26 protein-coding genes are annotated in these 23,005 nt (G+C 63.4%); 11 read left to right on the top strand and 15 right to left on the bottom strand.

Annotated elements, in window-relative coordinates; translation table 11 throughout:
- Window positions 1–237: 237 nt before the first annotated feature.
- Together NKI58_RS28340 and NKI58_RS28335 are read right to left on the bottom strand one after the other, a co-directional pair.
- On the bottom strand, window positions 238–609 hold the full coding sequence (locus NKI58_RS28340) for an endonuclease domain-containing protein (protein ID WP_352788557.1): 372 nt from the start codon (window positions 607–609) through the stop codon (window positions 238–240).
- Between the two features lie 256 nt (window positions 610–865).
- Window positions 866–1,885, bottom strand: coding sequence for a GH25 family lysozyme (locus tag NKI58_RS28335; protein ID WP_352590745.1), 1,020 nt, complete (start codon window positions 1,883–1,885; stop codon window positions 866–868).
- A 251-nt stretch (window positions 1,886–2,136) separates the two neighbouring features.
- Here NKI58_RS28335 and NKI58_RS28330 point away from each other — a divergent pair, with 251 nt between their 5' ends.
- Window positions 2,137–3,051, top strand: a complete 915-nt coding sequence (locus NKI58_RS28330) for a hypothetical protein (protein WP_352590742.1) — start codon at window positions 2,137–2,139, stop codon at window positions 3,049–3,051.
- 13 nt (window positions 3,052–3,064) lie between these two features.
- On the opposite strand, the gene NKI58_RS28325 is transcribed toward NKI58_RS28330, so the two are convergent.
- The 5 genes from NKI58_RS28325 to NKI58_RS28305 form a co-directional block, all read right to left on the bottom strand.
- Window positions 3,065–3,277, bottom strand: coding sequence for a hypothetical protein (locus tag NKI58_RS28325; protein WP_023674755.1), 213 nt, complete (start codon window positions 3,275–3,277; stop codon window positions 3,065–3,067).
- A gap of 119 nt (window positions 3,278–3,396) precedes the next feature.
- On the bottom strand, window positions 3,397–3,795 hold the full coding sequence (locus NKI58_RS28320) for a GFA family protein (protein WP_352457758.1): 399 nt from the start codon (window positions 3,793–3,795) through the stop codon (window positions 3,397–3,399).
- Between the two features lie 196 nt (window positions 3,796–3,991).
- Complete coding sequence (locus NKI58_RS28315; RefSeq protein ID WP_352853982.1) at window positions 3,992–4,948, bottom strand: alpha/beta fold hydrolase; 957 nt, start codon at window positions 4,946–4,948, stop codon at window positions 3,992–3,994.
- 22 nt (window positions 4,949–4,970) lie between these two features.
- Window positions 4,971–5,456, bottom strand: coding sequence for an SRPBCC family protein (locus tag NKI58_RS28310; protein ID WP_352788551.1), 486 nt, complete (start codon window positions 5,454–5,456; stop codon window positions 4,971–4,973).
- Window positions 5,457–5,577: 121 nt separating this feature from the next.
- Window positions 5,578–5,826, bottom strand: coding sequence for a ParB N-terminal domain-containing protein (locus NKI58_RS28305; protein WP_023674751.1), 249 nt, complete (start codon window positions 5,824–5,826; stop codon window positions 5,578–5,580).
- Window positions 5,827–5,982: 156 nt separating this feature from the next.
- Here NKI58_RS28305 and NKI58_RS28300 point away from each other — a divergent pair, with 156 nt between their 5' ends.
- The 5 genes from NKI58_RS28300 (at window position 5,983) to NKI58_RS28280 (ending at window position 11,690) form a co-directional block, all read left to right on the top strand.
- Complete coding sequence (locus NKI58_RS28300) at window positions 5,983–7,623, top strand: N,N-dimethylformamidase beta subunit family domain-containing protein (protein ID WP_352788548.1); 1,641 nt, start codon at window positions 5,983–5,985, stop codon at window positions 7,621–7,623.
- Between the two features lies 1 nt (window position 7,624).
- Window positions 7,625–8,992: an aminotransferase family protein gene (locus tag NKI58_RS28295; protein WP_352457762.1), complete on the top strand. Its 1,368-nt coding sequence runs from the start codon at window positions 7,625–7,627 to the stop codon at window positions 8,990–8,992.
- A gap of 7 nt (window positions 8,993–8,999) precedes the next feature.
- The gene (gene kce, locus NKI58_RS28290; protein ID WP_352646803.1) at window positions 9,000–9,929 is read left to right on the top strand and encodes a 3,5-dioxohexanoate:acetyl-CoA acetone transferase; all 930 of its coding nucleotides are present in this window, start codon (window positions 9,000–9,002) and stop codon (window positions 9,927–9,929) included.
- Window positions 9,930–10,152: 223 nt separating this feature from the next.
- Window positions 10,153–10,662, top strand: a complete 510-nt coding sequence (locus NKI58_RS28285) for a GNAT family N-acetyltransferase (RefSeq protein WP_352646805.1) — start codon at window positions 10,153–10,155, stop codon at window positions 10,660–10,662.
- Window positions 10,659–11,690 (top strand): histone deacetylase family protein, encoded by a 1,032-nt coding sequence (locus NKI58_RS28280; protein ID WP_352623622.1) that lies wholly within the window; start codon window positions 10,659–10,661, stop codon window positions 11,688–11,690. Before NKI58_RS28285 ends, NKI58_RS28280 begins: the two co-directional genes overlap by 4 nt.
- Window positions 11,691–11,708: 18 nt before the next feature.
- Here the strand turns inward: NKI58_RS28280 and NKI58_RS28275 are convergent, their stop codons facing one another.
- A complete protein-coding gene (locus NKI58_RS28275) occupies window positions 11,709–12,974 on the bottom strand; it encodes a cysteine desulfurase-like protein (protein WP_352788541.1) in 1,266 nt (421 codons plus the stop codon).
- A 48-nt stretch (window positions 12,975–13,022) separates the two neighbouring features.
- The gene (locus NKI58_RS28270) at window positions 13,023–14,090 is read right to left on the bottom strand and encodes an aldo/keto reductase (protein WP_352788538.1); all 1,068 of its coding nucleotides are present in this window, start codon (window positions 14,088–14,090) and stop codon (window positions 13,023–13,025) included.
- On the opposite strand from NKI58_RS28270, the gene NKI58_RS28265 reads away from it, so the two are divergent.
- Window positions 14,089–14,442, top strand: coding sequence for a hypothetical protein (locus tag NKI58_RS28265; protein ID WP_352570860.1), 354 nt, complete (start codon window positions 14,089–14,091; stop codon window positions 14,440–14,442). The two genes, NKI58_RS28270 and NKI58_RS28265, sit on opposite strands and share 2 nt — an antisense overlap.
- Window positions 14,443–14,474: 32 nt before the next feature.
- Window positions 14,475–14,639, top strand: a complete 165-nt coding sequence (locus tag NKI58_RS28260; RefSeq protein ID WP_023674744.1) for a hypothetical protein — start codon at window positions 14,475–14,477, stop codon at window positions 14,637–14,639.
- Between the two features lie 52 nt (window positions 14,640–14,691).
- Here NKI58_RS28260 and NKI58_RS28255 read toward each other — a convergent pair whose 3' ends face one another.
- Window positions 14,692–15,198: a DUF1993 domain-containing protein gene (locus NKI58_RS28255; RefSeq protein WP_352828272.1), complete on the bottom strand. Its 507-nt coding sequence runs from the start codon at window positions 15,196–15,198 to the stop codon at window positions 14,692–14,694.
- A 121-nt stretch (window positions 15,199–15,319) separates the two neighbouring features.
- Between NKI58_RS28255 and NKI58_RS28250 the strand changes: the two genes are divergently transcribed.
- Window positions 15,320–16,369 carry a DUF1176 domain-containing protein gene (locus tag NKI58_RS28250; RefSeq protein WP_023674742.1) on the top strand — a complete coding sequence of 350 codons (1,050 nt, stop codon included), beginning with the start codon at window positions 15,320–15,322 and terminating at the stop codon, window positions 16,367–16,369.
- On the opposite strand, the gene NKI58_RS28245 is transcribed toward NKI58_RS28250, so the two are convergent.
- From NKI58_RS28245 to NKI58_RS28225, 5 genes are all read right to left on the bottom strand, one after another.
- Window positions 16,366–17,223: an alpha/beta hydrolase gene (locus tag NKI58_RS28245; protein ID WP_023674741.1), complete on the bottom strand. Its 858-nt coding sequence runs from the start codon at window positions 17,221–17,223 to the stop codon at window positions 16,366–16,368. The genes NKI58_RS28250 and NKI58_RS28245 overlap by 4 nt on opposite strands.
- A 92-nt stretch (window positions 17,224–17,315) precedes the next feature.
- Window positions 17,316–18,926 carry an NTP transferase domain-containing protein gene (locus NKI58_RS28240; protein WP_352788533.1) on the bottom strand — a complete coding sequence of 537 codons (1,611 nt, stop codon included), beginning with the start codon at window positions 18,924–18,926 and terminating at the stop codon, window positions 17,316–17,318.
- Window positions 18,923–19,627, bottom strand: coding sequence for an XdhC family protein (locus tag NKI58_RS28235; RefSeq protein WP_352637842.1), 705 nt, complete (start codon window positions 19,625–19,627; stop codon window positions 18,923–18,925). The genes NKI58_RS28240 and NKI58_RS28235 overlap by 4 nt, the downstream gene beginning before the upstream one ends.
- 6 nt (window positions 19,628–19,633) lie before the next feature.
- A complete protein-coding gene (locus NKI58_RS28230) occupies window positions 19,634–19,972 on the bottom strand; it encodes an XdhC family protein (RefSeq protein WP_352637841.1) in 339 nt (112 codons plus the stop codon).
- Window positions 19,973–20,198: 226 nt separating this feature from the next.
- On the bottom strand, window positions 20,199–20,693 hold the full coding sequence (locus NKI58_RS28225; protein ID WP_352637840.1) for a flavin reductase: 495 nt from the start codon (window positions 20,691–20,693) through the stop codon (window positions 20,199–20,201).
- Window positions 20,694–20,872: 179 nt separating this feature from the next.
- Between NKI58_RS28225 and NKI58_RS28220 the strand changes: the two genes are divergently transcribed.
- Both NKI58_RS28220 and NKI58_RS28215 read left to right on the top strand, forming a co-directional pair.
- Window positions 20,873–21,946 (top strand): branched-chain amino acid ABC transporter substrate-binding protein, encoded by a 1,074-nt coding sequence (locus NKI58_RS28220; RefSeq protein WP_352637839.1) that lies wholly within the window; start codon window positions 20,873–20,875, stop codon window positions 21,944–21,946.
- A gap of 14 nt (window positions 21,947–21,960) precedes the next feature.
- Window positions 21,961–22,980: a P1 family peptidase gene (locus NKI58_RS28215; RefSeq protein ID WP_352637860.1), complete on the top strand. Its 1,020-nt coding sequence runs from the start codon at window positions 21,961–21,963 to the stop codon at window positions 22,978–22,980.
- The last annotated feature ends 25 nt before the right edge of the window (window positions 22,981–23,005 follow it).

Below are 23,005 nucleotides of genomic sequence, written 5' to 3'. Positions count from 1 at the left end.
TGGCATCCCGAACCCCCTCGCGCAAAAGCGCAAAACTGTTCGCGATGTCCTCGCACATCTGTTCGCGATGTCCCCAGTCCAAACACCCTTGTGGGAGAAGGTGGCCTCGCGAAGCGAGGTCGGATGAGGGGTGCTCCAGCTTGGCACCGGCGGCGCTCCGTCCAACACCCCTCAACAGTCTCGGCGCTCCGCGCCGAGCCACCTTCTCCCACAGGGGGAGAAGGGAAGAGCGCGCGATTACCGCCAAGGCTGCAAACTGTCATCGCGGACGTAAGCGATGATGGTGTCGTAGACTGCGTTCAGATCCCGCAGCACGTCGTCATTCCAGAAACGCAGTACACGAAAGCCCCTCGCCTTAAGTTCGGCGTCCCGCTCCCGGTCATAGTTCGAATCCGCATGCTGGCTGCCGTCGATCTCGATGATCAGTCTGGCCTCGGCGCAAATGAAATCGGCGATGAACTTGCCGACCGGAACTTGGCGCCGAAATTTGATGCGATCGAGCCTACGTCCGCGCAGTTCGTGCCACAGGCGGTCTTCCGCTTCCGTCGGCTCGCGTCGCATTGAGCGGGCGAAGCGACGTTTGGTGGGCGCAACGGGCTGATGCGGCATGGGGCGACGTTATCCAATCCTGGGGACGACCTCCAAGGAATCCTCAGATAAGGGCCGACGTTCGAGACCAACCAAAGGGGATGGCGCGGCGCCTCCCCTTCTCCCCTTGTGGGAGAAGGTGGCCTCGCGAAGCGAGGTCGGATGAGGGGTGCTCCAGCTTGGCACCGGCGGCGCTCCGTCCAACACCCCTCAACAGTCTCGGCGCTGCGCGCCAATCCACCTTCTCCCACAAGGGGAGAAGGAAGAAGCTGCCGCGCTACTCCGCCTCGGCCACCATCTGCCGGCCGCCCACCCAGTCGCGCCAGGCCCTCTCATCGCCGTGGAAGACGTTGAGGTCTATGCGGCCTCTTACGCCGTGCGACAGGCCGGAGCCGGAATATTGCCAGAACAGCCATTTGCGGTCGGGATAGACCTTTGACGGGTGCGCCGCCACGGCGCGCAGCCAGAACGGATAATCGAGGAAGGCGCCCCTGAGATTGTCACGGTAGAAGTCGGGCGCGGTGTAGATGATCGGCCGCTGGCCGTAGTGGCGCTCGAGCTTGTCCATGAACACCTGCATCTTTTCCAGCACCTTTTGCCGCGATGGGCGGCGCTTGCAGCTGGAGTCGCCGTTCCACTCGACGTCGATCACCGGCGGCAGCGCACCCTCGACCCGCGGCACGTTGCGGATGAACCAGTCGGCCTGCTCGCCGGCGGTGCGGCACCAATAGAAGAAGTGATAGGCGCCGCGCTTGAGGCCGGCGGCATCGGCACTGCGCCAGTTCCTGGTGAACATCGGGTCGAGATGATCGCCGCCGTCGGTGGCCTTGATGTAGGCGAAGTTGGCGCCCTGGGCACGCAGCTTTCCCCAGTTCACATTGCCCTGCCAGCGCGAAACGTCGACGCCGTGGACGGCGAGACGCCTCGGCGAGGATGCCTTGCCGAAATTGATCGGCTTGGCATCGCGAAAACCATAGCGTGTGACCGGTTCGGCAAGCATTGCTGGTGCCGCGCGTGTCAGCCGCTTCGGCGGCGACATCAGCGCGATCACCTCGGCCGGCGGTTCGACGTCCTGATCGGGTACGTCCATCGCGACCGGCTGTTCGTCCTGCTCCTGGTCGGCAAAAGCGGGCGCAGCATCAGTTTTCGCCACGGATGCCACCGGCGCGGGTGGCCGCACAACCGAGCTGGTGGTCTCGCTGGACGGCACTTGCAGCGCATCGACGCCGGAGGTTGACGTGCAGCCGGCAAGGCACAGCGCTGCGATCGAAAAGATGACGACGCCTGATAACCGCATCTGGACCTGTACGCAAAACACAACAGACCGAAGGCAGGACAACGCCGCCGGACAAACCAAGCTGGATTCCTAACAAGAAACTACCAACAAAGTTTGAATCGAATTGTTAGGGCTTTGCGGCGGGACGTTGGCCGGGCGGAGGTGCGCTGTCCCTCCAATGTTCGGCCACGTCGCTGCCTCGGCTTGACAACTCACGGCATGAGATTAGTCTCCACTAATCTTACGGTGTAAGGCACCACGTGGAGGACGTCATGCAGCCCGCCGCCCTGTCAGAATTGCAGCCCGTAGTCCCGCCGGAGCCATGCTCGCCCGCCATCGGGGTCGACGAGATACCTCGCAACCTCAGCCGCGCCATCGAACGCGCCGAGGTCAATGCGTGGCTCGATCTCTATCGCGCCGCCCCGGCAGACTTTGCCGCAAAGCAAGGCCTTGCCATCGCCGAAGATGGCGATCTCGTCTGGGCCACCTGCACGACGATCCCGTTCATCCATTTCAACTGTGTCAAAAATTTCGGCGTCGAGAGCGCGGCCACCGAGAGCCGGCTCGACGCGCTTCTGGCGCATTATCGCGACGCCGGCATTCTGCGGCCCTGGTTCTACACCAACCCACACACCGAGCCCGCGACGCTCAGCTGCTGGCTCGAGGCGCGCGGCCTGCAACGTCAGGGCGGCTGGGAACGCATCTTTCGCGACGCCACGCCATTGCCCGCTGAGCCGCTTTTCCCGACGGAGGATGTCTCGGTCGAGCGGGTGACGCCGGCAACGGCAAGGGAATGGGCTGGGTTCATCGACAGCCAATATCGGTTGCCGACCTCACCGTGGTTGCTGGCGCTGGCCGGCCGACGCGGCTGGCATCATTACATGCTGCGGCGGGAAGACGCGGTGGCGGCGGTGCGCTCGATGTTCATCGGCGCCGACGGCATGGCCTGGAGCGGCATCGACGCGCCGGTGCCCGGCATCATGGCGCCGAGCTTCGACCTCGATGCAATGCTCGGCGAAGCGATGGTGCGCGACGGACTTGCGGCCGGTGCAAAACTGTTCGTGGCCGATATCGAGGCGCCGCGAGCCGAACGTGACGGGCCAGCCTACCGCAACTATGCACGCCTCGGCTTCAAGCTTGCCTATTTCCGCAGCCATTACAGCTATTTGCCGGCAAATTCCGGCTGACCGCTTCAAGACCCTAGCTGCACAACCACAGCTTGTGACAGGTCGTGGCCATGAGGTGGGCCGGCGGTACAAAGCGATCGTTGACCGGCGCATCATCGTCTACCCGGCGGACCTTTTCTTCGAGCAACGTGCGAAGTTGTGCCGGTTGCACGCGGTCGCGCTCCATTACCAGCTTGATCATCGGATCGCTCAAGAGTTCATCCAGGGTGTTGATGCTGTCGTTCATCCGTCGCCTCCTCGACTGCCTGCCCGCATGCCAATAGATAGGCAGCAATGATGGCCCGCCAATGACGCTTTGCCGGCTATCTCGTGTCGCTTCGGATTAAATTTTGTCCAGATTCCACCTCAAGCCGGAGGTGGCGCGCCTTCAAACTGCGGCAGGCCGTCGTCGATCTGCACCCAGGGCTGCTTCGAGGCGGTCCAGATATGCATCTCAGGCCTGAACAACGAGGGATCATCGAGCGAGCCGGTGGTGATGCCGATAATGCCGGCGGAATCGCGCCGGGAAAACATCGTCGTGCCGCAGCGCGGGCAAAAGCCGCGCTTGAGATCGGGCGAGGAATTCACCGTCGCCAGCGGTCCGTCGACCGTCACATCATCGATGCGGAACAGCACGCGCGCATTGAAGGCGGCACCCAGCGCCTTCTGGCACAACCGGCAATGGCAGACGCGCTCATTGATCGGTGCCGCCTCGGCGCGGTAGCGCACCGCACCGCACAAACACCCGCCCTGATATCTTGCCATCACCCGCGTCCCTGCCCTGTGAGGATAGGCGGCATACCTATCGATAGGCGTGGCAGCGTCAATTGAAAAGCTTTGATGGCGCCATCTATAGCTGTGATGCGGCCAATACACGATTGGCCGATGCGCCGGGCCAAGGCCCCATGGGCGACATGCCGGCCATCTCGCGGAAGACGGCCGGCAGACAATTGACTGGGCGTCAGTTCGTTTCGTTGACGACCTCGTCCCAGGTCTTGACCTTGGTCTGGCCATTGAGGAACGGCAGCGCGGCAGCTGTCAGTTCCGGCGCGAAGAACACATCGTAGTGGGTGCGGTTCGGCACGATCGCCAGGCGGTTCTGCGACAGGTTCTCGCGCATCCAGCCGGCCTCCTTCAACCCGCCGCCGAGCATCTGATAGAACTTGATCTCGTGCTCGGGCCGGTACATGTCGCTGTCGCCGAACACCAGCATCACCGGCATTTTCAGCTTCGGCACGTCGGCCGAATAGTCGTAGTCCTTGCGCATATAGGCGCCGAGCTGGTCGAGCAGTTTCGGAAAATCCTCCGGATGCGGCGCAACCGCGACGTAGGATTTGTACATCGGTGTGTCCTTCATCATGTCGGCCATCGCCGCGCCGACCTGTGCCTGCTGGCCCCGCATCTCGGCATAGAAGCCGTCCGCGGCGTAGCCGGTCGAGACCAGCACCAGGCGGCGCACCGTTTGGGGATGCTGGACGGCCATGCGGAAGGCGACGCCGCCGCCCAGCGAATAGCCCATCACGTCGACCTTGTCGTAGCCGAGTGCCTTGACGATCGCCGCCATGTCGTCGCCCATCGCCTCCAGGCTGAGCGGCCGGTCGCCGAGTGCGGTGCGGCCATGGCCCTGCAGGTCAACGCCGATGACGGTGCGGTTTTCGGCAAGTTTTGGCAGGATCGGCGCGAACATGTCGGTCGTGCCGAGGCCGCCATGCAGCAGAAGCAGCGGCTCGCCCTTGCCATAGACGGCGTAATAATAGTTCAGGCCGTTAATCGGCAGCAGGCCGGATTTTTCCGGCGTCGGCAGTGTTGCGGTTGCGGTCGTCATGGCGGGCTTGGCCTCCTCTGCGTTGATGGTGCCCGGCGCGGCAAACAGCGCGGCGGCCGAGGCGAAAATGGCGAAAAATACCGATCTGGACATCAGTCTCCCTCTCCCGTTTGCATCAAAGTCGCTTGGCGACCTCCTCAAGCTGTTCGGCGCACTGGCCCCAGCCCTCGTGAAAACCCATTTTCTCGTGCTGTTCGCGGTCGGCGACCGACCAATGCGCGACGCGGGCAATGTAGCGGGTCTTGCCCTCGCCCTCGTCCTCGAAGGTCAGCACGACCGTCATGAACGGCTTTTCGGACGGCTCCCACGCCTTCGTATAGGCATCGGTGAAGACGAGCTTTTTGCCCGGTACGACTTCGAGGAAGATGCCTGGATTCGGGAACTCCTTGCCGTCGGGATCGGCCATGACGACAAGGGTGGAGCCACCGGTCCGCACATCCATTTCGGCGTGCGGCGTCGTCCACGGCTTCGGCGAGAACCATTGCGTCAACAGCTTTGGCTCGGTCCAGCAGCGATAGACGTTCTCGTGCGGCGCATCGATGATGCGGGCGAGAACCAGCTCGCGATCGGAGTTGGGGGCGATGTCGAGCTTGGCGGTCATGATGTTTCCTCACACGTCGGTTTTGGCTTCCGTGTCTAGGACGAACCGACAAGACGCAAGCCGACACGGTCCGCGAAAAAATCCGCGGGACAGGAGATTCGAACGACGGAAATAAGTGGCTTCAGTGGCGCTTGGCTTGGACGAGGTAGGCGTCGATCTCGGTCTCGCCGAGCCACTTGGCCGCTTCCAGCCGATGCAACCCTTCGACCAGGATATGGCGCTTGCCGTCATGGCGCACCTGGATCGGCATCTTCATGCCGTTTTCCAGAATGTCCTCGGCCAGATGGCGGACGGTTTCGGGATGCAGCGTCTTCTTGCGCGCCGTCGGCACGTAGATATCGTTGACCCTGACCTTTTGCACTCTCAGCATATCGGCTCCCGTGGCGGACAACGCCGCCCTTTGTGAGATAGTCTGTTTGTCAGGCAAGGCCAAGTGAGCAACCCGGCAATGGCTGGCCCGATCGTTTCCAATTGACGCTTGGCCGGCGGATGGCCGAAATGGCGGCCTTCGACCTTAGCGGTGTCCATGAACCATCCGCCGACCGAGTTTCCCGATTTCGGACTGACGCCGGAGCAGCGACGCCAGGCGGTGCGCAGCCATTACTGGGAATGGCCCGATATGGATGGCAGGCGCGGCGAAATCTGGTGCTACAGCGACCGTTTTTCCTATCGCCCCGGCGAGATGGTGGCGCTGCATGTCAGTTCGACGGCCGCCGGTTTCGGCATCGCAATCATCCGCGACGGCGGCGCGGAAACGACAATGTTCGAAAGGACCGGGATTGCGGCGCGCTGGCAAGATACGCCGGATCAATGTTCGGTCGAAGGCTGCGGCTGGCAAGCGTCGTTCGAGTTTCGCATCGGCGACGACTGGCCATCCGGCGCCTATCGCGTCACGCTTGAAGCGGACGGTCGCGACGGCAAGCCGATCCGCTGTCATCACCTTTTCATCGTCTCGCCGCAGCCCGGCAAGAAACCCGGCCGCGTGCTGCAGGTGGCTGCCACCGGCACCTGGCTCGCCTACAATACATGGGGCGGTTCCAACCATTACGAAGGCATCACCGGGCCAGGCCGGGACCAATATGCACGAATGGTGTCGACCCAACGGCCGTGGTGCCGCGGCTTCGTCGTGCTGCCCAGGGACGCGCCGCGCGTGCCGCTCGAAGTCGCCGTGCCGCCGAAAACCGTGCCGCGCTATCCGCATATGGAATGGGCCTTTGCTACCGGCCATTCGAAGAAATACGCCTCGTCCGGCTGGGCAAGCTACGACAGCCATTTCTTCCGCTTCGCCGAGCGTGCCGGCTACGCCGTCGATCTCGCCAGCCAGCACGATCTGCATTTTTCGCCCGACATTCTCGACGGCTATGACTGCGTCGTCTTGGTCGGCCACGACGAATATTGGACCTGGGAAATGCGCGATGCGGTCGACACCTATGTCGAGCGCGGCGGTCATGCGGCGCGCTTTGCCGGCAATTTCATGTGGCAGACCAGGCTGGAGGACGAAGGCCGCCGGCAAGTCTGCTACAAATACCGCGCCCGCGCCGAAGACCCGGCCTATCGCGGCGGCGATGTGAGGCGCGCCACCAATTCCTGGGAAGCGCCGGAAATCGGCCGGCCGGGTGCGGCGACCTTCGGGCTTAACGCGACAAGAGGCGTCTATGCCGGCTGGGGCGGCTGCGCGCCGCGCGGCGTGCGCGGCTTTCCGGTCTACCGGCCGGAGCATTGGGCGTTTGCCGGCACCGGCATCTACTATGGCGATCTGCTCGGCGCCGACAGCCATGTCTATGGCTACGAGGTCGACGGGCTCGATTTCGAGATCCGCGGCGGCCTGCCCTACCCCAAGCCCGACAGCGGTGCACCGGACGGGCTGCAAGTGCTGGCCGTCGGCATGGCGAGCCAGGTCGAGGAAAGCGCCGACATTGCGTTCGAGGACCAGTTTCTCGGCGACGAGGACGGACGCTTCACCGCCGAGACGCTGTTCGGCGAGGCAAGCGATGCCAACCTCGACAAGGTCAAACGCGGCAACGGCATGATCGTCAATTTCCCGCGCGGCAAAGGCGAGGTGTTTCACGCCGGAAGCTGCGAATGGATTGCCGGCCTGCTAAGGCAGGATGCGATGGTCGAGCGCGTCACCAGAAATGTCCTCGACCGCTATCTTGGAAAGCCATGACATGTTGAAGTCTCCTGCCCCGGAAACTCGCGAAGCCTCGCATCTGTTTTATCTATCCAGCGTGCGCCGGCCGCTGATCGACCGCGCCGAAGGCATCTACATGTGGACGCAGGATGGCCGCCGCTTCATCGACGGATCGAGCGGCCCGATGGTCGCCAATATCGGCCACTCCAATCGCAACGTGCTCGACGCGATGAAACGGCAGATGGACCGCGCCACCTTCGCCTACCGCCTGCATTTCGAGAACGAACCGGCAGAGGAGCTCGCGCGGCAGCTGGCGGCCAAACTCCCCGAAGGCCTGGACCGCATCTTTTTCGTCTCCGGCGGCTCGGAAGCAACGGAATCCTGCGTCAAGCTGGCGCGGCAGTGGGCGGTCGCCACCGGTCAGCCCAGCCGCTGGAAGGTGATCACGCGCTTTCCGTCCTATCATGGCGGCACGCTCGGCGCGCTCGCCGTCACCGGCGACGATGCGCTGTCCGAAACATTTGTGCCGATGATGCAGATGATGCCGACCGTGCCGGCGCCCATCGCCTGGCGCGACCGCGACAATCTTTCGATGGAACAGCGCGGCATCCGCTACGCCGACATGCTGGAGGAAAAGATCCTCGCCGAGGGACCGCAGAGCGTGCTCGCCTTCATCATGGAGCCAGTCGGCGGCGCTGCCACGGCAGCACTGGTGGCGCCGGACAGCTACTATCCGCGCATCCGCGAGATCTGCGATCGCTACGGCATCCTGCTCATCCATGACGAAGTGATGAGCGGTGCCGGCCGCACCGGAAAATTCCTCGGCGGCGACCACTGGAACTGCAAGCCCGACATCGTCGCGCTGTCGAAGGGGCTGGGCTCTGGCTACGCGCCGCTCGGCGCGCTGGCGGCACCGATGCGGCTGGTGCAGCCATTGCTCGCGTCGGGCGGCTTCCAGCACGGCCATACCTATGCCGGCAATCCGCTCGCCTGCGCCGCCGGGCTCGCCGTGCTCGGCGAGATGGACCGTCTCGGCCTGATCGCCAACGCGGCTGTCATGGGCGAGCTATTGATGGACGAGCTGAAGGGATTGGCGAAGCGGTTTCCGTTCATCGCCGACGTCCGCGGCAAGGGCCTGCTCACCGGTGCCGAAATGGTCGCCGACCCAGAAACGCTGAGGCCGATCGAGCCGGCAAAGAAGGCCACCCAGCATCTGCTCGACCTCGCCTACGAGCGCGGCCTGATCATCTACGGACGCAAGGTCAAGGGCGGTGTCGACGGCGACAATTTCATGGTCGCGCCGCCGATGATCGTCACCGCCGCGCAGATCGGCGAGATCGTATCCATCATCGGCGACTCGCTCGAGGTGCTGGCCGGCGAGCTCGACCTGCCGGTCGAAGGTTGAGGCGACCATGGCACCGCGCAAAGTCATTATCACCTGTGCCGTCACCGGGTCGGTGCACACGCCATCGATGTCGCCGCATCTGCCCGTGACGCCGGACCAGATCGCCGCAGACGCGATCGCCGCCGCCGAGACCGGCGCTTCGATCCTGCATCTTCATGCCCGCGACCCCAAGGATGGGCGGCCGACCGCCGACCCCGAGGTGTTCATGCAGTTCCTGCCGCGCATCAAGCAGGCGACCGATGCGGTGATCAACATCACCACCGGCGGATCGTCGCTGATGACGCTCGACCAGCGGCTGGCCGCGCCGCTCAGGGCCGAGCCGGAAATGTGTTCGCTCAATATGGGTTCGATGAATTTTGCGCTGTTCCCGATGCTCGAGCGGCCGCGAGAATGGCAGCACGAATGGGAGCCGAAGCTGCTCGAGGCTACCCGTGACACGATCTTCAAGAACACCTTTGCCGATATGGAGACGGTGCTGGAAAAGCTTGGGCGCGGCTGTGGCACGCGTTTCGAATTCGAGTGCTACGATGTCGGCCATCTCTATTCGCTTGCGCATTTCCGCGACCGCGGGCTGGTGTCGGGACCATTGTTCATCCAATTCGTGTTCGGCATATTGGGTGGTATCGGCGCCGATCCAGAAAACCTGGTCCACATGAAGCGCATCGCCGACAAACTGTTCGGCGAGAGCTACCGGTTTTCGGTGCTGGCCGCCGGACGCCACCAGATGCCGATGATCTCGATTGCGGCGGCAATGGGCGGCAACGTCCGCGTCGGGCTGGAGGACAGCCTCTACGACGGGCGCCAGCTCGCCAAGTCCAATGCCGACCACGTCCGCCGTATCCGCAGCGTGCTGGAAGGGCTGTCGCTGGACGTCGCGACGCCGGCCGAGGCACGCGCCATGCTGGCGCTCAAGGGCGGCGACCGGGTGGCGTTCTGAGAGGAAGGCAATCTGAAATGTTTGGCTCCCGGCCCACCCCCCTCTGTCCTGCCCTCTTTACCACTACTTGGCATCTCCCCCTCAAGGGGGGAGATTGGCAGCTTCGCCGTCCTGCCCCTTTTTCAGCGTTGGAGATTGGCGAACGCGGAGGTGATCCGATCTCCCCCCTTGAGGGGGAGATGGCCGGCAGGCCAGAGGGGGGTGCCTTGGCATCGTACCTCCAGTGACTGTCGCTTTGCCCGAGATCAACATCCGGCCCGGGACCGTCGAGGACGTCGAAACCATCCACGCCGCACTCCTACGGCTCGGCGCGCATGTCGGCGCACATCAGGAGATCACCTCGACAGCTCAGGATCTCCGCACCTATGGCTTTGGCGAAAAGCCTGCCTTCTTGACCTTGATCGCCGAAGTCGGTGGCGAATTTGCCGGGCTTTGCCTGTATTTTCCGATCTTCTCGACATGGATGGGACGGCCCGGCGTCTATGTGCAGGACCTCTATGTCGAGGACCGTTTTCGTGGCCGCAGGATCGGCGAGCGCCTGCTGCGCCGGGTGGCGGCGCAGTGCCGGAAGGCAGGCGGCGTCTATCTCAGGCTGTCCGTCGACACCGACAACAAGACCGCCAAGGCTTTTTACGAACGGTTAGGCATTGGCTGGTCGAGCTACGAGCAGGTGCAGAAGATCGTCGGCGACGCCTTTTTCGCCTTTGCCGATGCACCGGAGGAGCCAACATGAAAGCCTTCTATGCCGAAGAACAGAAGCGCCACGACCCGAAGGCGTTCCTCTCAAGCGGCGCGCCGCAGCCCAATCCGGAAAAGCCGGAACGGGTCGAGCGATTGTTAGCCGGCACCAAGGCTGCCGGCTGCACGATCGAACGGCCGCGGGATCACGAGCTCGGCCCGATTGCGGCGGTGCATACGCCGGAATATCTCGATTTTCTCCAGCATATCTTCGCGCGCTGGCAGCGCATCGAGGGCGCCTCGGCCGAGGTCATCCCCAATATCCATCCGATCGCGCGGAACGGCTCCTATCCGGCCTCGGCGGTCGGCCAGGCCGGCTACCACATGGCCGACACCGCCTGCCCGATCTCCAGCGAGACGTGGCAGAGCGCGCTTTGGAGCGCCTGGAGCGCGGTTGAAACCGCCGAGGCGGTGATGTCGGGAGCGCCGGCTGCCTATGCGCTGTGCCGGCCGCCCGGCCATCACGCCTTTGCCGATGTCGCCGGCGGCTTCTGCTTCATCAACAATTCGGCGGTCGCTGCACAGGTTCTGCGCAAGCAGGCGGCGCGGGTGGCGATCCTCGATGTCGACCTGCACCACGGCAACGGCACGCAAGGCATCTTCTATGCCCGGCCGGACGTGCTCACCGTGTCGCTGCATGCCGACCCGGTGCGCTTCTACCCGTTTTTCTGGGGCTATGGCGACGAGCGCGGCGAAGGCGCCGGCCTCGGCTACAATCTCAACCTGCCGCTGCCGCGCAAATCCGGCGATGCAGCGTTCCTCGAAGCGCTGGAGGCATCGTTCCAGCGCATCAACGCCTTCTCGCCCGATGCGCTTGTGGTGGCGCTGGGGCTAGATGCCTTCGAAGGCGATCCGTTCGGCGGGCTGTCGGTGAGCACGCCTGGTTTTTCGCGCATTGGCGAGGTGATCGCCGGGCTCGGCCTGCCAACGGTCATCGTCCAGGAAGGCGGCTATCTCTGCGACGAGCTCGGCGACAATCTCACCGCCTTCCTCACCGGTTTTGGCGGCGCCCACAAGCGATGATCCGCCCGCGAGGGCCGCTCAGGATCGTTCCTGCCTCAGCATGGCGACAACGCGGTGCACGCTCTCCAGCGTCTCGTCGATTTCGGCTGAAGTGTTGTAATGAGCGATTCCGATGCGCACCACCCCCTGCTCGGCCGGAATGCCGAGCTGGTGGACGATCTCCCAGGCGTAGTTGTGGCCGGACCACAGGAAGATGTTTTCGGCATTCATCTGCCGCACGATCGTCTCCGGCACGATGCCTTCGACAGTGAACGACACCGTCGGCACACGCTCATTGATCCGCTTCGGATCGGTGATGCCGTGGATGGTCAGGCCGGCAATATCCGACAGACCGTCGATCAGCTGTTGCGCCAGCGGGTTCTCGTAAGCGATTGAAACTTCGAAGGCCTTGGCGATTTTCAGCCGACGCGATCCTTGCGCGCCGGCTGCCGCGCCCAACTCGGCAAAATAATCGACAGCCGCCGACAGGCCGGCCATCAATTCAATTTGCGGCGTGCCGAGCTCGAAGCGCTCCGGCAAGGCATTGGACGAGCAACGGCATTTATACGGCTTAAGCGCATCGATAACGTCCAGCCTGCCCCACAAAATTCCCATATGAGGGCCGAAGAACTTGTAAGCCGAGCAGATCAGGAAATCGCAGCCGAGGTTTTGGACGTCGATCAGGCCATGCGGCGCGAACTGGACGGCATCGACGTAGACCAACGCACCAGCCCGCCTGGCGATGCCGGTCAACGCCTTCACCCGGTTGATCGACCCGGTGAGATTGCTGGCGTAGTTGAGCGCGACGAGCCGCGTCCTCTCGGAAAGCAGCGCGGCGAGCGCCGCCTCCTCGATCTGCCAGCTCTGCTGGTCGAAAGGCAGCCAGCGCACCACAAGGCCAAGGTCTTCGGCCAGTTGCAGCCAGGGTGAGACGTTGCCCTCATGGTCCATGCGGGTGAGGATGATCTCGTCCCCGGGCTTCACCGTGCGGCCGAGCGTTCGCGACATGTGGTAGGTCAATGTCGTCATGTTGGCACCGATGATAATTTCCTGCGGGCTCGCAGCGCCGAGAAAATCCGCCATCGCCAGATGGGCCTCGTCCCCGATGTCTTGTGCTGCAACGGTGGTCTCGAAGAAGCCGCCGAGGTTGGCATTCGTGGTCAGCAAGCAACGCGATACTGCGTCCCCCACCGACTGCGGCACCTGCGTGCCGGCAGGATTGTCGAGATAGATGCGCCGGCGGCCCTTGTCGGTCAGCGACAAGGCCGGAAATTTCGCGCGCACCGCGTCGATCCGGAAGTCCATGGCTGTTCCCCTCTCCTTATGACGATCGGACAACCGCGTCCCGACGCATCAAGGGCACGGATTGCCGACGCGCTGGTGGATCGCATCAACGGCTTTCTGCATGTCCTCGGTCCAGACCACGTCGGCGGAAGAGAGCGCCATTTCGAGTTGCGAAATGGTGGTGGCGCCGATGATGTTCGAGGTGACCAAGGGCCGGTTCGAGACATAGGCATTGGCAAACAGCGCCGGCTCCATGCCGAAGGTGCGCGCCAACCGGTTGTATTCGAGCTGCACCTCGGCAGCATTCGGCGTCTCGTAGCGCTGGCCGCGGTTGAACAACTGCGAGCGCGAGCCCTGCGGCCGCGCGCCATGATCGTATTTGCCGGTCAAATAGCCTTGCGCCAGCGGCGAATAGGCAAGCAGCGACACCTGCTCGCGCTCGCAGACTTCGGCAAGGTTCACCTCGAAGGTGCGATTGACGAAATTATAGGCGTTCTGCAGCGAGGCGACGCGCGGGCCGAGGCCCTTGTCGGCTTCGGCGATGAAACGCATGACGCCCCAGGAATTCTCGTTCGACAGGCCGAAATGGCGGATCTTGCCGGCCTTCACCAGTTCATCAAATACGGCAAGCGTCTCGGCGATCGGCGTCTCGCCTTCCGGCACGCCGGCGGCATCGGAGCGTCGCGGTACGGCGCCGATGCGGTTCGGATTGGCGCCCCACGGCACGTCGCGTTCCGGCCAATGGATCTGATAGAGGTCGATGTAATCGGTGTTGAGCCTGGCAAGTGACTTATCGATAGCGTCGAAGATATCGGCGCGCACCAGCTTAGACGGGCGGTCGCCGCGAAACCAACTGTTGGCGGTGCGACCAACTACCTTCGAGGCGATGATCACCTGGTCGCGATTGCGCCTCTCCTTCATCCAATTGCCGATGAATGTCTCGGTACGGCCTTGTGTCTCCGCCTTGGGCGGGATCGGATAGAGTTCGGCGGTGTCGATGAAATTGACACCGCGAGCAAACGCCAGATCCATCTGGGCGTGACCATCCGCCTCGGTGTTCTGCTGGCCCCAGGTCATCGATCCGAGGCAGATTTGCGACACGAAAAGATCGGTCTGGCCGAGACGGCGTTTGTGCATGGAGTTTCTCCGGCGGGAATTTTGCGCGGCTGCGCGAGGAGGAAGCAATAGCATACAGGAAAGCGCCGCCCGCTTCCAAGCCCACCGACGGCAGGCCCGGCGACTTTCCCAGGATGCCGGCAAACGGACTTTTTTTCGTGCGGCTAACAAAAAAGCCGGACTGCATGTGAATGCAGTCCGGAAGTTCGCCAGGAATGGCGAGGAAAACCGGCCAAGTGCCGGCACTGAGGCCTACGGTCGAAGCATCGCAGAAGTTTCGCCGGAACAGCCGAATTATGTCAAAAAAGATCAGGGCAGCATGGCTGCCATGCGAATGCTGCACTGCACAATTGTCATGATCTGCCTATATTGACGGCCGTGGAGGTTCAATAAGGGGCTTGAATCATGGGATTCTTCACTGAAATGTTCGCCCGTCCGCGTCCGCGGGAACAGCTGCGCTATCGAGCCGCGCTGGCGCTGCTCCATTCGATGAGCAATGCCGATCGCGCCGATATCGGCGTCAAGCCGGCCGATTTCCCGCGCATCGCCCGGGAAATGTCCCTACGCTAAACAGCGCGCCGCGAGATATCCCGGCGCGGCCGGGATATATCCCGAGCGAATCTCAACGCAATCCGAGGAAAATCGACTTGCCCAATGGCACGCCGTTGTGACGCAGGATGTCATAGGCGGTGGTCAGGTGGAAATAGAAATTGGGCATGGCGGCATGCAGCAGATACTGCATTCCCGGCATCGAAACCTCGCGTCCCGCAAGCGGCAGTTCGATCATCCTGTCATCTGAACCATCGAATTCGGCCGCCGAAAATGTCGCGAGATGAGCCAATGTCTTGGCAAGGCGGGCCTGCAGATCAGCGAAGCTCGCCTCATTGTCCTCATATTTTGGCACCTCGCGCCCGGCAAGCCGCGACGGCGCGCCTTTGGCGTGATCGGTGGCAATCTGTACCTGCCTGGTCAGCGCAAACATGTCCGGCGCCAGCCTCGCCGTCAGATACACCTGCGGATCGATCTTGCGATCAGCCGCATTTTGCTCGGCAATGTTCAGCACATTGGCTAGTGCCTTCAGCCTCGCCGAAAATACCGGCACGGATGCTTCATACATTGATATGGTCACAAGAAATCTCCACGCGGCCCGACTGCCCACGGCGAGAGGTAGCGCTTTCGCAGGCGATTGTTCAAGCGTCACCACGCCGCCGCAATCGATATGATAGGATTTCATCGAGTGGAGGTTCCCGATGAGACGCGCCTTGTTCGCAGCGACCGCTTTTTTCTCCCTTGCCGCTACCAGCCAACCGGTGCTCGCCGCCGACGCGCCTTACATAGACGACAGGTCGAATGCCGAAGCGGTCATCCGGTCGCTTTATAGTGCCATCAGCCGGCACGAATTCGCGCGCGCCTGGGACTATTTCGGCGACACCAAGCCGGCCAAGGATTTCAATTCCTTCGTCAAAGGCTATGACGGCACGGACACGGTCGAAGTCAAAACCGGTGGCGTATCCGAAGACGGGGCTGCCGGCAGCATCTACTACAGCGTTCCGGTCGCCATCCGGGCGACGGCCAAGGACGGCAGCGAGAATGTCTTTGCCGGCTGCTATACGCTGCGCCAGATCAACGCCTCGATCCAGGAACCGCCATTTCGCGCAATCTTCATCGACAAGGGTGCGCTGAAACCCTCAAAGGCCGATTTCGAAGATGCCGGGCCGGCAAGCTGCGGCGAAGGACCGCCGCCGCCGAAGAAGGACGCAGCGCTTGAGCAGGCCAACAAGGCGTTTGCCGCGACTTATGGCGACCAGTGCGACAAGGACATGCCCGGCGGCGATCCGCGAGGAGAGCCGGACGCCTACTCGCTCCGCTACAAGGATGCGGGGGCGGCCGAAAACGAGCCCGAACGCGAGACACGGCTGTTTCGCTTTTTCTGCTCGATGGCCGCCTACAATGAGAGCGCAGTCTATTACATCTACGACGACGTATCGGGCGTCCGGCAATTACAATTCGCGTCACCGGAACTCGATATTCGCTATGAGAACAACAATAGCGAAGGCAAGGTCGAGGGCATCAACATCATCGGCTTCCAGACTGACGACCAGTTGGTCAACTCCGAATATGACGAGGCCACCAAAACGATTTCATCCTTGAACAAGTGGCGCGGCGTCGGCGACGCCTCGTCGGCCGGCACCTACCTGTTTCGCCACGGCAATTTCTCGCTGGTGCAGTATGAGGTCGATGCCTCTTATGACGGCGAGATCAACCCGCAGACCGTGCTCGACTACAACACCGCGCCCTAAGGGACCTTCGATAACATCCAGTTGAGTGTGCCCCGCCAGTCGGTCATGCGGATCGGCGTGCCATGTGTGCCGGTCTCGAAGCGGACAAAGCGGGTCGGGTAGGCTTTCGATTTGCCCAGAATCGATCGGAAGAAGGCTTCCTGTTTCTCGATTGGAAACACCGGGTCCTTGCTGCCCTGGCCGAAGAAGACCGGCACACGGCGCTTGAATGCGGAGCTTGAGAAGAAACTCTCGTCCCACAGCGAGCCGAGCAGCAGCAGCCCGTCGATGCGCCCGCCGGAGTCCTTGCGGCCTGCCAGCTTCCAGCACAACGCGCCGCCCATAGAGCCGCAGGCGACGAAGATTTTTGCGCGCGGCGACTGTTCGGCATAGTGGCCGATCAATGCGGCGATCTGGGCGGCACCGGTGTCGCCGAAATCGGAAAAATCCGGCGACAGATAGAGGCCGCCATTACCGGCCATCAGGTTCTTGATACGGTTGAAATTGCCGCCGAAAGTGAAATCGTCAGCACCCTGCTTACGGCTGCCGCCCTGCCCGTGCAGATAAAGCACGATGATGCTGGCGCCCCCGGTCTTGCCGACGGCAATGTGGCGGACATCGCCTGCATCGGTCGGCAGCAATAGATCCTGCTGCACCTTACGCACGCCGGTGTCGGTGTATTGCGCGTGCACACGACGCTCAGGCACTTCGTCACGAGCGTTGATGTCGCGCAGCTCACGATAATCGACGACCGTATAGGCGCCGTTGCTCTCGGACGAGAGTGTGACCGGATAGGCGAACAGATCGTCCTTGAAGGGTTTGAGTTCGAGAGCGTTGGCGTAGGCGACACAAAAGAGCTGCAAAAGAATCGCCATCAGCAGGGCCGGGAGGCCAGAGGGGGGCAAGCGGAACCGGAAGCAGGAACGAAAGGCCATCCCTCAGCCATGCGTTTTTCGGCTTCGGTTTGTCAATCCTGCAGCACGCCGCCGGCGCCTTCCAGCGCCTCGCGCGTGTCGACGTCGACGGCTGCCCCTTCGCCGATCTCGACATCGATGACGTCGAGCCCTTCGGCCTCGACCAGATGGCGGGCGCCGGTATCGCCTTCGAGGTGAGCGATCGCGGCAAACAGCGAACGCGGCAGCAGCACCGGATTGCCGCGCCGCCCATCGTGCGAGGCCCGCACCACTGATCGGCCTTCGGACCTGCGGAACGCCTCGATCAGCCTGTCGAGGTCGGCCGAGGCGACGCCGGGCATATCGCCGAGGACAATCATGGCGCCGGCGGCGTCGCCGGAAATCTTGGCGATGCCGGCCTTCAGCGACGAAGACAGACCCTCGGCGAAATCCGGATTGTCGGCGAAGGTCACATCGAGGCCAGACAGTGCACTGCGCACGCGCTCGCTCTGGTGGCCGGTGACGACGATGGTGGCCGCGGCTTTCGAACCGACCGCGCGTTCGGCGGTGCGGCGGACCAGGGGCTTGCCATCGAACAGTGCCAAGAGCTTGTTCGGCCCGCCCATGCGGCTGGAGCGGCCGGCGGCCAGAAGCACGATCTCGATCTTTGGTTCGGCTTTGGCCGGCAACGGCTCGCGCGGTTGCGGCCGCGTCGGAATTTCCATCAACAGCCCGCCGACACCCATGCCGGCAATATCCCTGGCGGTCACGTCGAGACCGGCGATCAGCCGGTCGAGCACCCAGTCGAAGCCGTTCTCCTTGGGACTGCGGGCGCAGCCCGGCGCACCGATGATGCGCTTGCCGCCGAGTGTGCCGAGCACCAATAGATTGCCGGGATCGACCGGCATACCGGCGCGGATGACAGTGCCGCCCGCCCTTTCGATCGCAGCAGGAACGACGTCGCCGAAATCGGCCATCGCCGAGGCGCCGAAGATAACCACCATATCGTTGTCGCGGATCAGCGAGGCCACAGCGTCGGCGACGGGGATAATTTCATGCGGGGTTCGACGCTCCGCCGTCAGCCTGCCGCCCGAACGCGCCAGGCGCGCTTCGGTGACGCGCAGCGTCTTGTCGAGCACGCTGGGTTTGATGCCGGGCAGCACCGTCTGGATGACGCCGACGCGCACCGGCTGATAGGCGTTGACCGCAAATATCTCGCCGCCGGCGCAGATCCTTGCCAGGGCATCGACCAAAGCGGAGGCGACCGCAAATGGGATGATCTTCACCGTTGCTACCATCTGACCTTTTTCGACCGGCGCATGCTGCGCCAGCGTGGCGATGGTGATCGTCGGATCGACGGCGTTGATGGCGTCGATCATCGCCGCGTCGACGGTGAACATGCCGGCAGCCTGCGCGTGGAGGTTGACCCTACCTGTCGCGGCGGGCCTCGCCTCGATGTTGCGATGGATCATGGATGCGGCGATCTTTTCGGCAGCGACGTCCTCGCTGAGATCATCGGGCGCCAACACCGCCGCTACGACCTCGGAAACGCCAGCGGCCTTCAACAGGGACACATCCCCGGCGCTTAGCCTGTGCGCCTTGCGGAAGCGGCGCTCTCCGACCGTGGTGGCGTGCGCAAGCACTGCCCCTTCGGCCGTATCGATCGCAACGGGACCAAATTTCACGCGACCGCGCCTTTGGATTCGAGACCACGGGAGCGAAAGGCGTGGATCGCTTGCGCCAACACCGCGACGGCGATCTCGGCCGGGCTGGCAGCCCCAATGTCGAGGCCGATCGGGGCATGAATGCGGGCGATCTGGTCGGCGGTCGCTCCCGAAGCCAGCAGGCGTTCCACACGTTTGGCGTGGGTCTTGCGGCTGCCGAGCGCGCCGACATAAAAGCAGCCGGCGTCGAGCGCCGCCTTCAGCGCGAAATCGTCGATCTTCGGATCATGAGTGAGGGCAGCCAGCGCCGTATAGCCGTCGAGCGGCTGGCGATTCAGCACATCCTCCGGCCATTCGGCATGTAGCGCGATATCGGGAAAGCGGTCGGACGTGGCAAACGCCGTGCGCGGGTCGATGATCTCTACGGGATAGCCGGCGATCCTGGCCATCGGTGCCAGCGCCTGGCTGATGTGGACGGCGCCGATCACTACCAGGCGCGGCTGCGGCAGATGTGCGTTGAGGAAGAAGGTCCGTCCCTCAGCTTCGACCGAACCGGAATTGCCCGTGCGAAATGCCTTGGCGACGGCCGCCCCGAGTTCGCCGGCAACCTGGTCGCTCTCGCGCACGATACGGTCGCGGCCGTCGCCAAGATCGGTTACCAAAATCGCCGCGCGGCGGGCACGACGTTCGGCGTTGAGTGTCTTCAGCGCGTAAGGATCCATCGAGAATCAGCCCAATCTTTCAACATAGACCTTGATGCGGCCGCCGCAGGACAGGCCGACTTGCCAGGCGGTCTCGTCTGCGACGCCGAATTCGAGCATTTTGGCCTTGCCGCTATCGATAACCTCGACCGCCTCGGTGACTACGGCGCCTTCGACGCAGCCGCCCGAGACGGAGCCGTGGAAATTGCCTTCGGCGTCGATGACCAGGTGGCTGCCGACCGGGCGCGGCGCCGAGCCCCAGGTCTCGACCACGGTGGCAATGGCGACATCCTTGCCGTCCTTCATCCAGCCCTCCGCGATGATCAGCGGGTCGCGAGCCTCATCGAGATAGATACTGTGTTCCATGATTTCTCCCTGGCAGACATGTGGTTATGCGACGCGCTTCACGCCAGCCTCGATCCACCGCCGCGGGTTGACCGAACGCATAAAAACAACACGGTCGCCAGCGACCGGTCCGCCACACAATCCGCACGGGTCAACCGGATCGAGCGTCTCGTCGATCGTCCGCGGCGCCGGACGCGGTTTTCAACTCGGTCATTCTGTCTCCGCGGGCGCGGCCATCTAAAAGCCTCTACAGAGCGTGATAGCCGCGGTTGTGATAAATCAGCGGCCGCAAATTATCGCCGACGCGCAAACCTGTCACCTTGCCAAAAAGCACACGGTGGGTGGCCAGATCCTTGGTGTCGATCAGCTCGCAGTCGAAGACGGCGAGCGCGCCCTTCAACGTCGGCGCACCGGTCGAGATCACATCCCATTCGGCCAACGCGAAACGCTCCTCGACCGGCAGGCCGGTGATGCCGGAAAAGCCGATCGACAGCGGCTCCTGATCCGAAGCCAGCGTGTTCAGGGCAAATTTGCCGTTTTCCACGAACGGCTCGTTCTTGGGATTTTCACGATTGAGGCAAACCAGGATGGTTGGCGGCGTGTCCGACACCGAGCAGGCCGCGATCACCGTCGCCCCGCGCCTGCCGGCAGGGCCATCGGTGGTGACTACATGCACATGGCCAGCAAAATGGGCCATCGCGTCGCGGTAGGCCTGCGGCCCGATGTCATTCTTCTTCAGCACCGATGATTTTCCACTAGTCAGAACCAACCGTTATATATGGGGGGATATTGCAGGCCACAAGCGAAGTGCTTGACCTATATCCCGAATTCGCGTGTTGCGCCAAAGCTGGCCAGCCTTTAGGTCTTGACGGCATTGGCGCCGGCAACCACGCGACCGGCGTGGAGGAATTCTTCGCTCGCATGCGACCTTGGACAACCACGATAGCGGTGCTGGCCTGGCTCTCGGTCGCCTGCAGTGCAAATGCCGAGACGCTGCTGGTCGGCGTCGCGGCACCTTTGTCGGGGCCGTCGGCGATCCTCGGCAAACAGATCGAGGCCGGCGCGACAATGGCGGCTGAAGCGAACGATGCCGAAATCAAGACGATCGATGACGCCTGCACGGCCGACGGTGGCGCCGCCGCCGCGCGGGAGTTCACCGCGGCCAAGGTCAACGTCGTCATCGGGTTTTTGTGCACCGACGCAATCGAGGCGGCTCTGCCGATCCTCAAGGATGCCGGCATACCGGTGATCACCGTCGGCGTTCGCACGGAAAGCCTGACCGACCGGCGCGCCAAGACCGGATGGCCGATCTATCGTCTCGGGCCGCGCGGCGACGACGAGCGCAATGCCGTCGCTGCCATCCTCACCCGCCTATGGCAGACCGAGCTGTTCGCCATAGTCGACGACGGCACGATCTATGGCCGCGAAATGGCCGAGACGTTTCGGGCAGCCGCCGAGCAAGCGGCTCTGAAGCCGGTGTTCGTCGACACGTTCCGGCCGCAGCTCGACAACCAGATCGGCCTGATCGGCCGGCTGAAGAAAGCCGGCGCAACGCATGTCTTTGCCGGCGGCGACGGCGATGATATCGCCATTATGGGCCGGGATGCTGGCCAGCTAAATACCGGCATGGTGTTTGCCGGCGGCGAAGCGTTGCGCGCGCCGCTCGGTGACGTGCCTTATGCCGTCGGCACGCTGATGATCGCGCCGCCCGAATGGGCCGATGTCGCCGACCCCAAGGTGTTGCAGAGCTTTGCCGGACAAAATATCGTGCCGGAAGGTTACACGCTTCCCGCCTATGCCGCGGTCGAGATCGCCAAGGCGGCTTCAGCATTGCCGCAAAGCTCCGGCGAGAGGCTAGCCAACGTGCTGACCGCGCATGACTTCACCACGGCGATCGGACCGATCCGCTTTGACGAAAAAGGTGACCTGACGCAAAATCCTTATCGAGCCTACCGTTTCGACGGCGGCCGTTTCGTGCCGGCGGAGAGCCAATGATGTCCAGCACGGGGATGTTCCGTACGGGTCCGCGCAATCTCATCACCGACGTCGCCGGCCTGCGTGTCGGCAATGCGGCGAATGCGAAGCTGAAATCCGGTGTGACCACCGTCATCTGCGACGAACCGGCCGTGGCCGGCGTGCAAATCCTGGGCGGTGCGCCAGGCACCCGCGAAACCGACCTGCTCGAGCCGCACAATTCGATCCACGCCATCCATGCCGTGGTGCTTTCCGGCGGTTCGGCCTTTGGCCTCGACGCCGCGTCGGGGGTGCAGGCGGCGTTGCGCGAAAGAGGCATCGGCGTCGAGGTTGGCGGCTTTCGCGTGCCGATCGTGCCGGCGGCGATCCTGTTCGATCTGCGCAATGGCGGCGACAAGGATTGGGGCCGGTATCCGCCTTACCGCGACCTCGGCTACGAAGCCGCGCAAGCCGCCGCGATCGACTTTGCGCTCGGCACCGCCGGCGCGGGTGCCGGCGCGCTGAGCTCCGGCCTGAAGGGCGGGCTCGGCTCGGCCTCGACGGCGCTGGACAGCGGCGTCACCATCGGCGCGCTCGCCGCCGTCAACCCGACCGGCTCGGTGACGGTCGCCGGGACCCGCCATTTCTGGGCGGCGCCGTTCGAGATCGGCGACGAGTTCGGCGGGTTAGGCTATCCCTACCCGATGCCTGACGATGCCAGAAAGGTCCTGCTGAAGTTCCGTGACAAGCATGCGGCAGAGCAGGCGGAAACCGGCGCCAACACGACCATCGCCGTGATCGCCACCGATGCGGTACTCACGAAGGCCGCCGCCAAACGCCTGGCGATATCGGCGCATGACGGCTTTGTCCGTGCCATTTGGCCGACGCATACGCCCGCAGACGGCGATCTGGTCTTCGCGCTGGCAACGGGCAAGAGCGGCATCGAGCTCGCACCCAACGATGCCGTCGATCTCTACGCCGCGGCCGGCGCCACGATGGCGCGCGCCATCAGCCGCGGCGTCTTTGCCGCGACGCCGGCCGAGGGCGATCTGTTCCCGGTCTGGTCGTCGCGCTGAACGCGCAACGCTCATTCGGGTGAGC

The organism is Mesorhizobium sp. M0522 (assembly GCF_040321085.1).
Lineage (GTDB): Bacteria > Pseudomonadota > Alphaproteobacteria > Rhizobiales > Rhizobiaceae > Mesorhizobium.
Note: the sequence above shows the minus strand (reverse complement) of the source record. Positions and strands in the feature narration are given on the sequence as shown.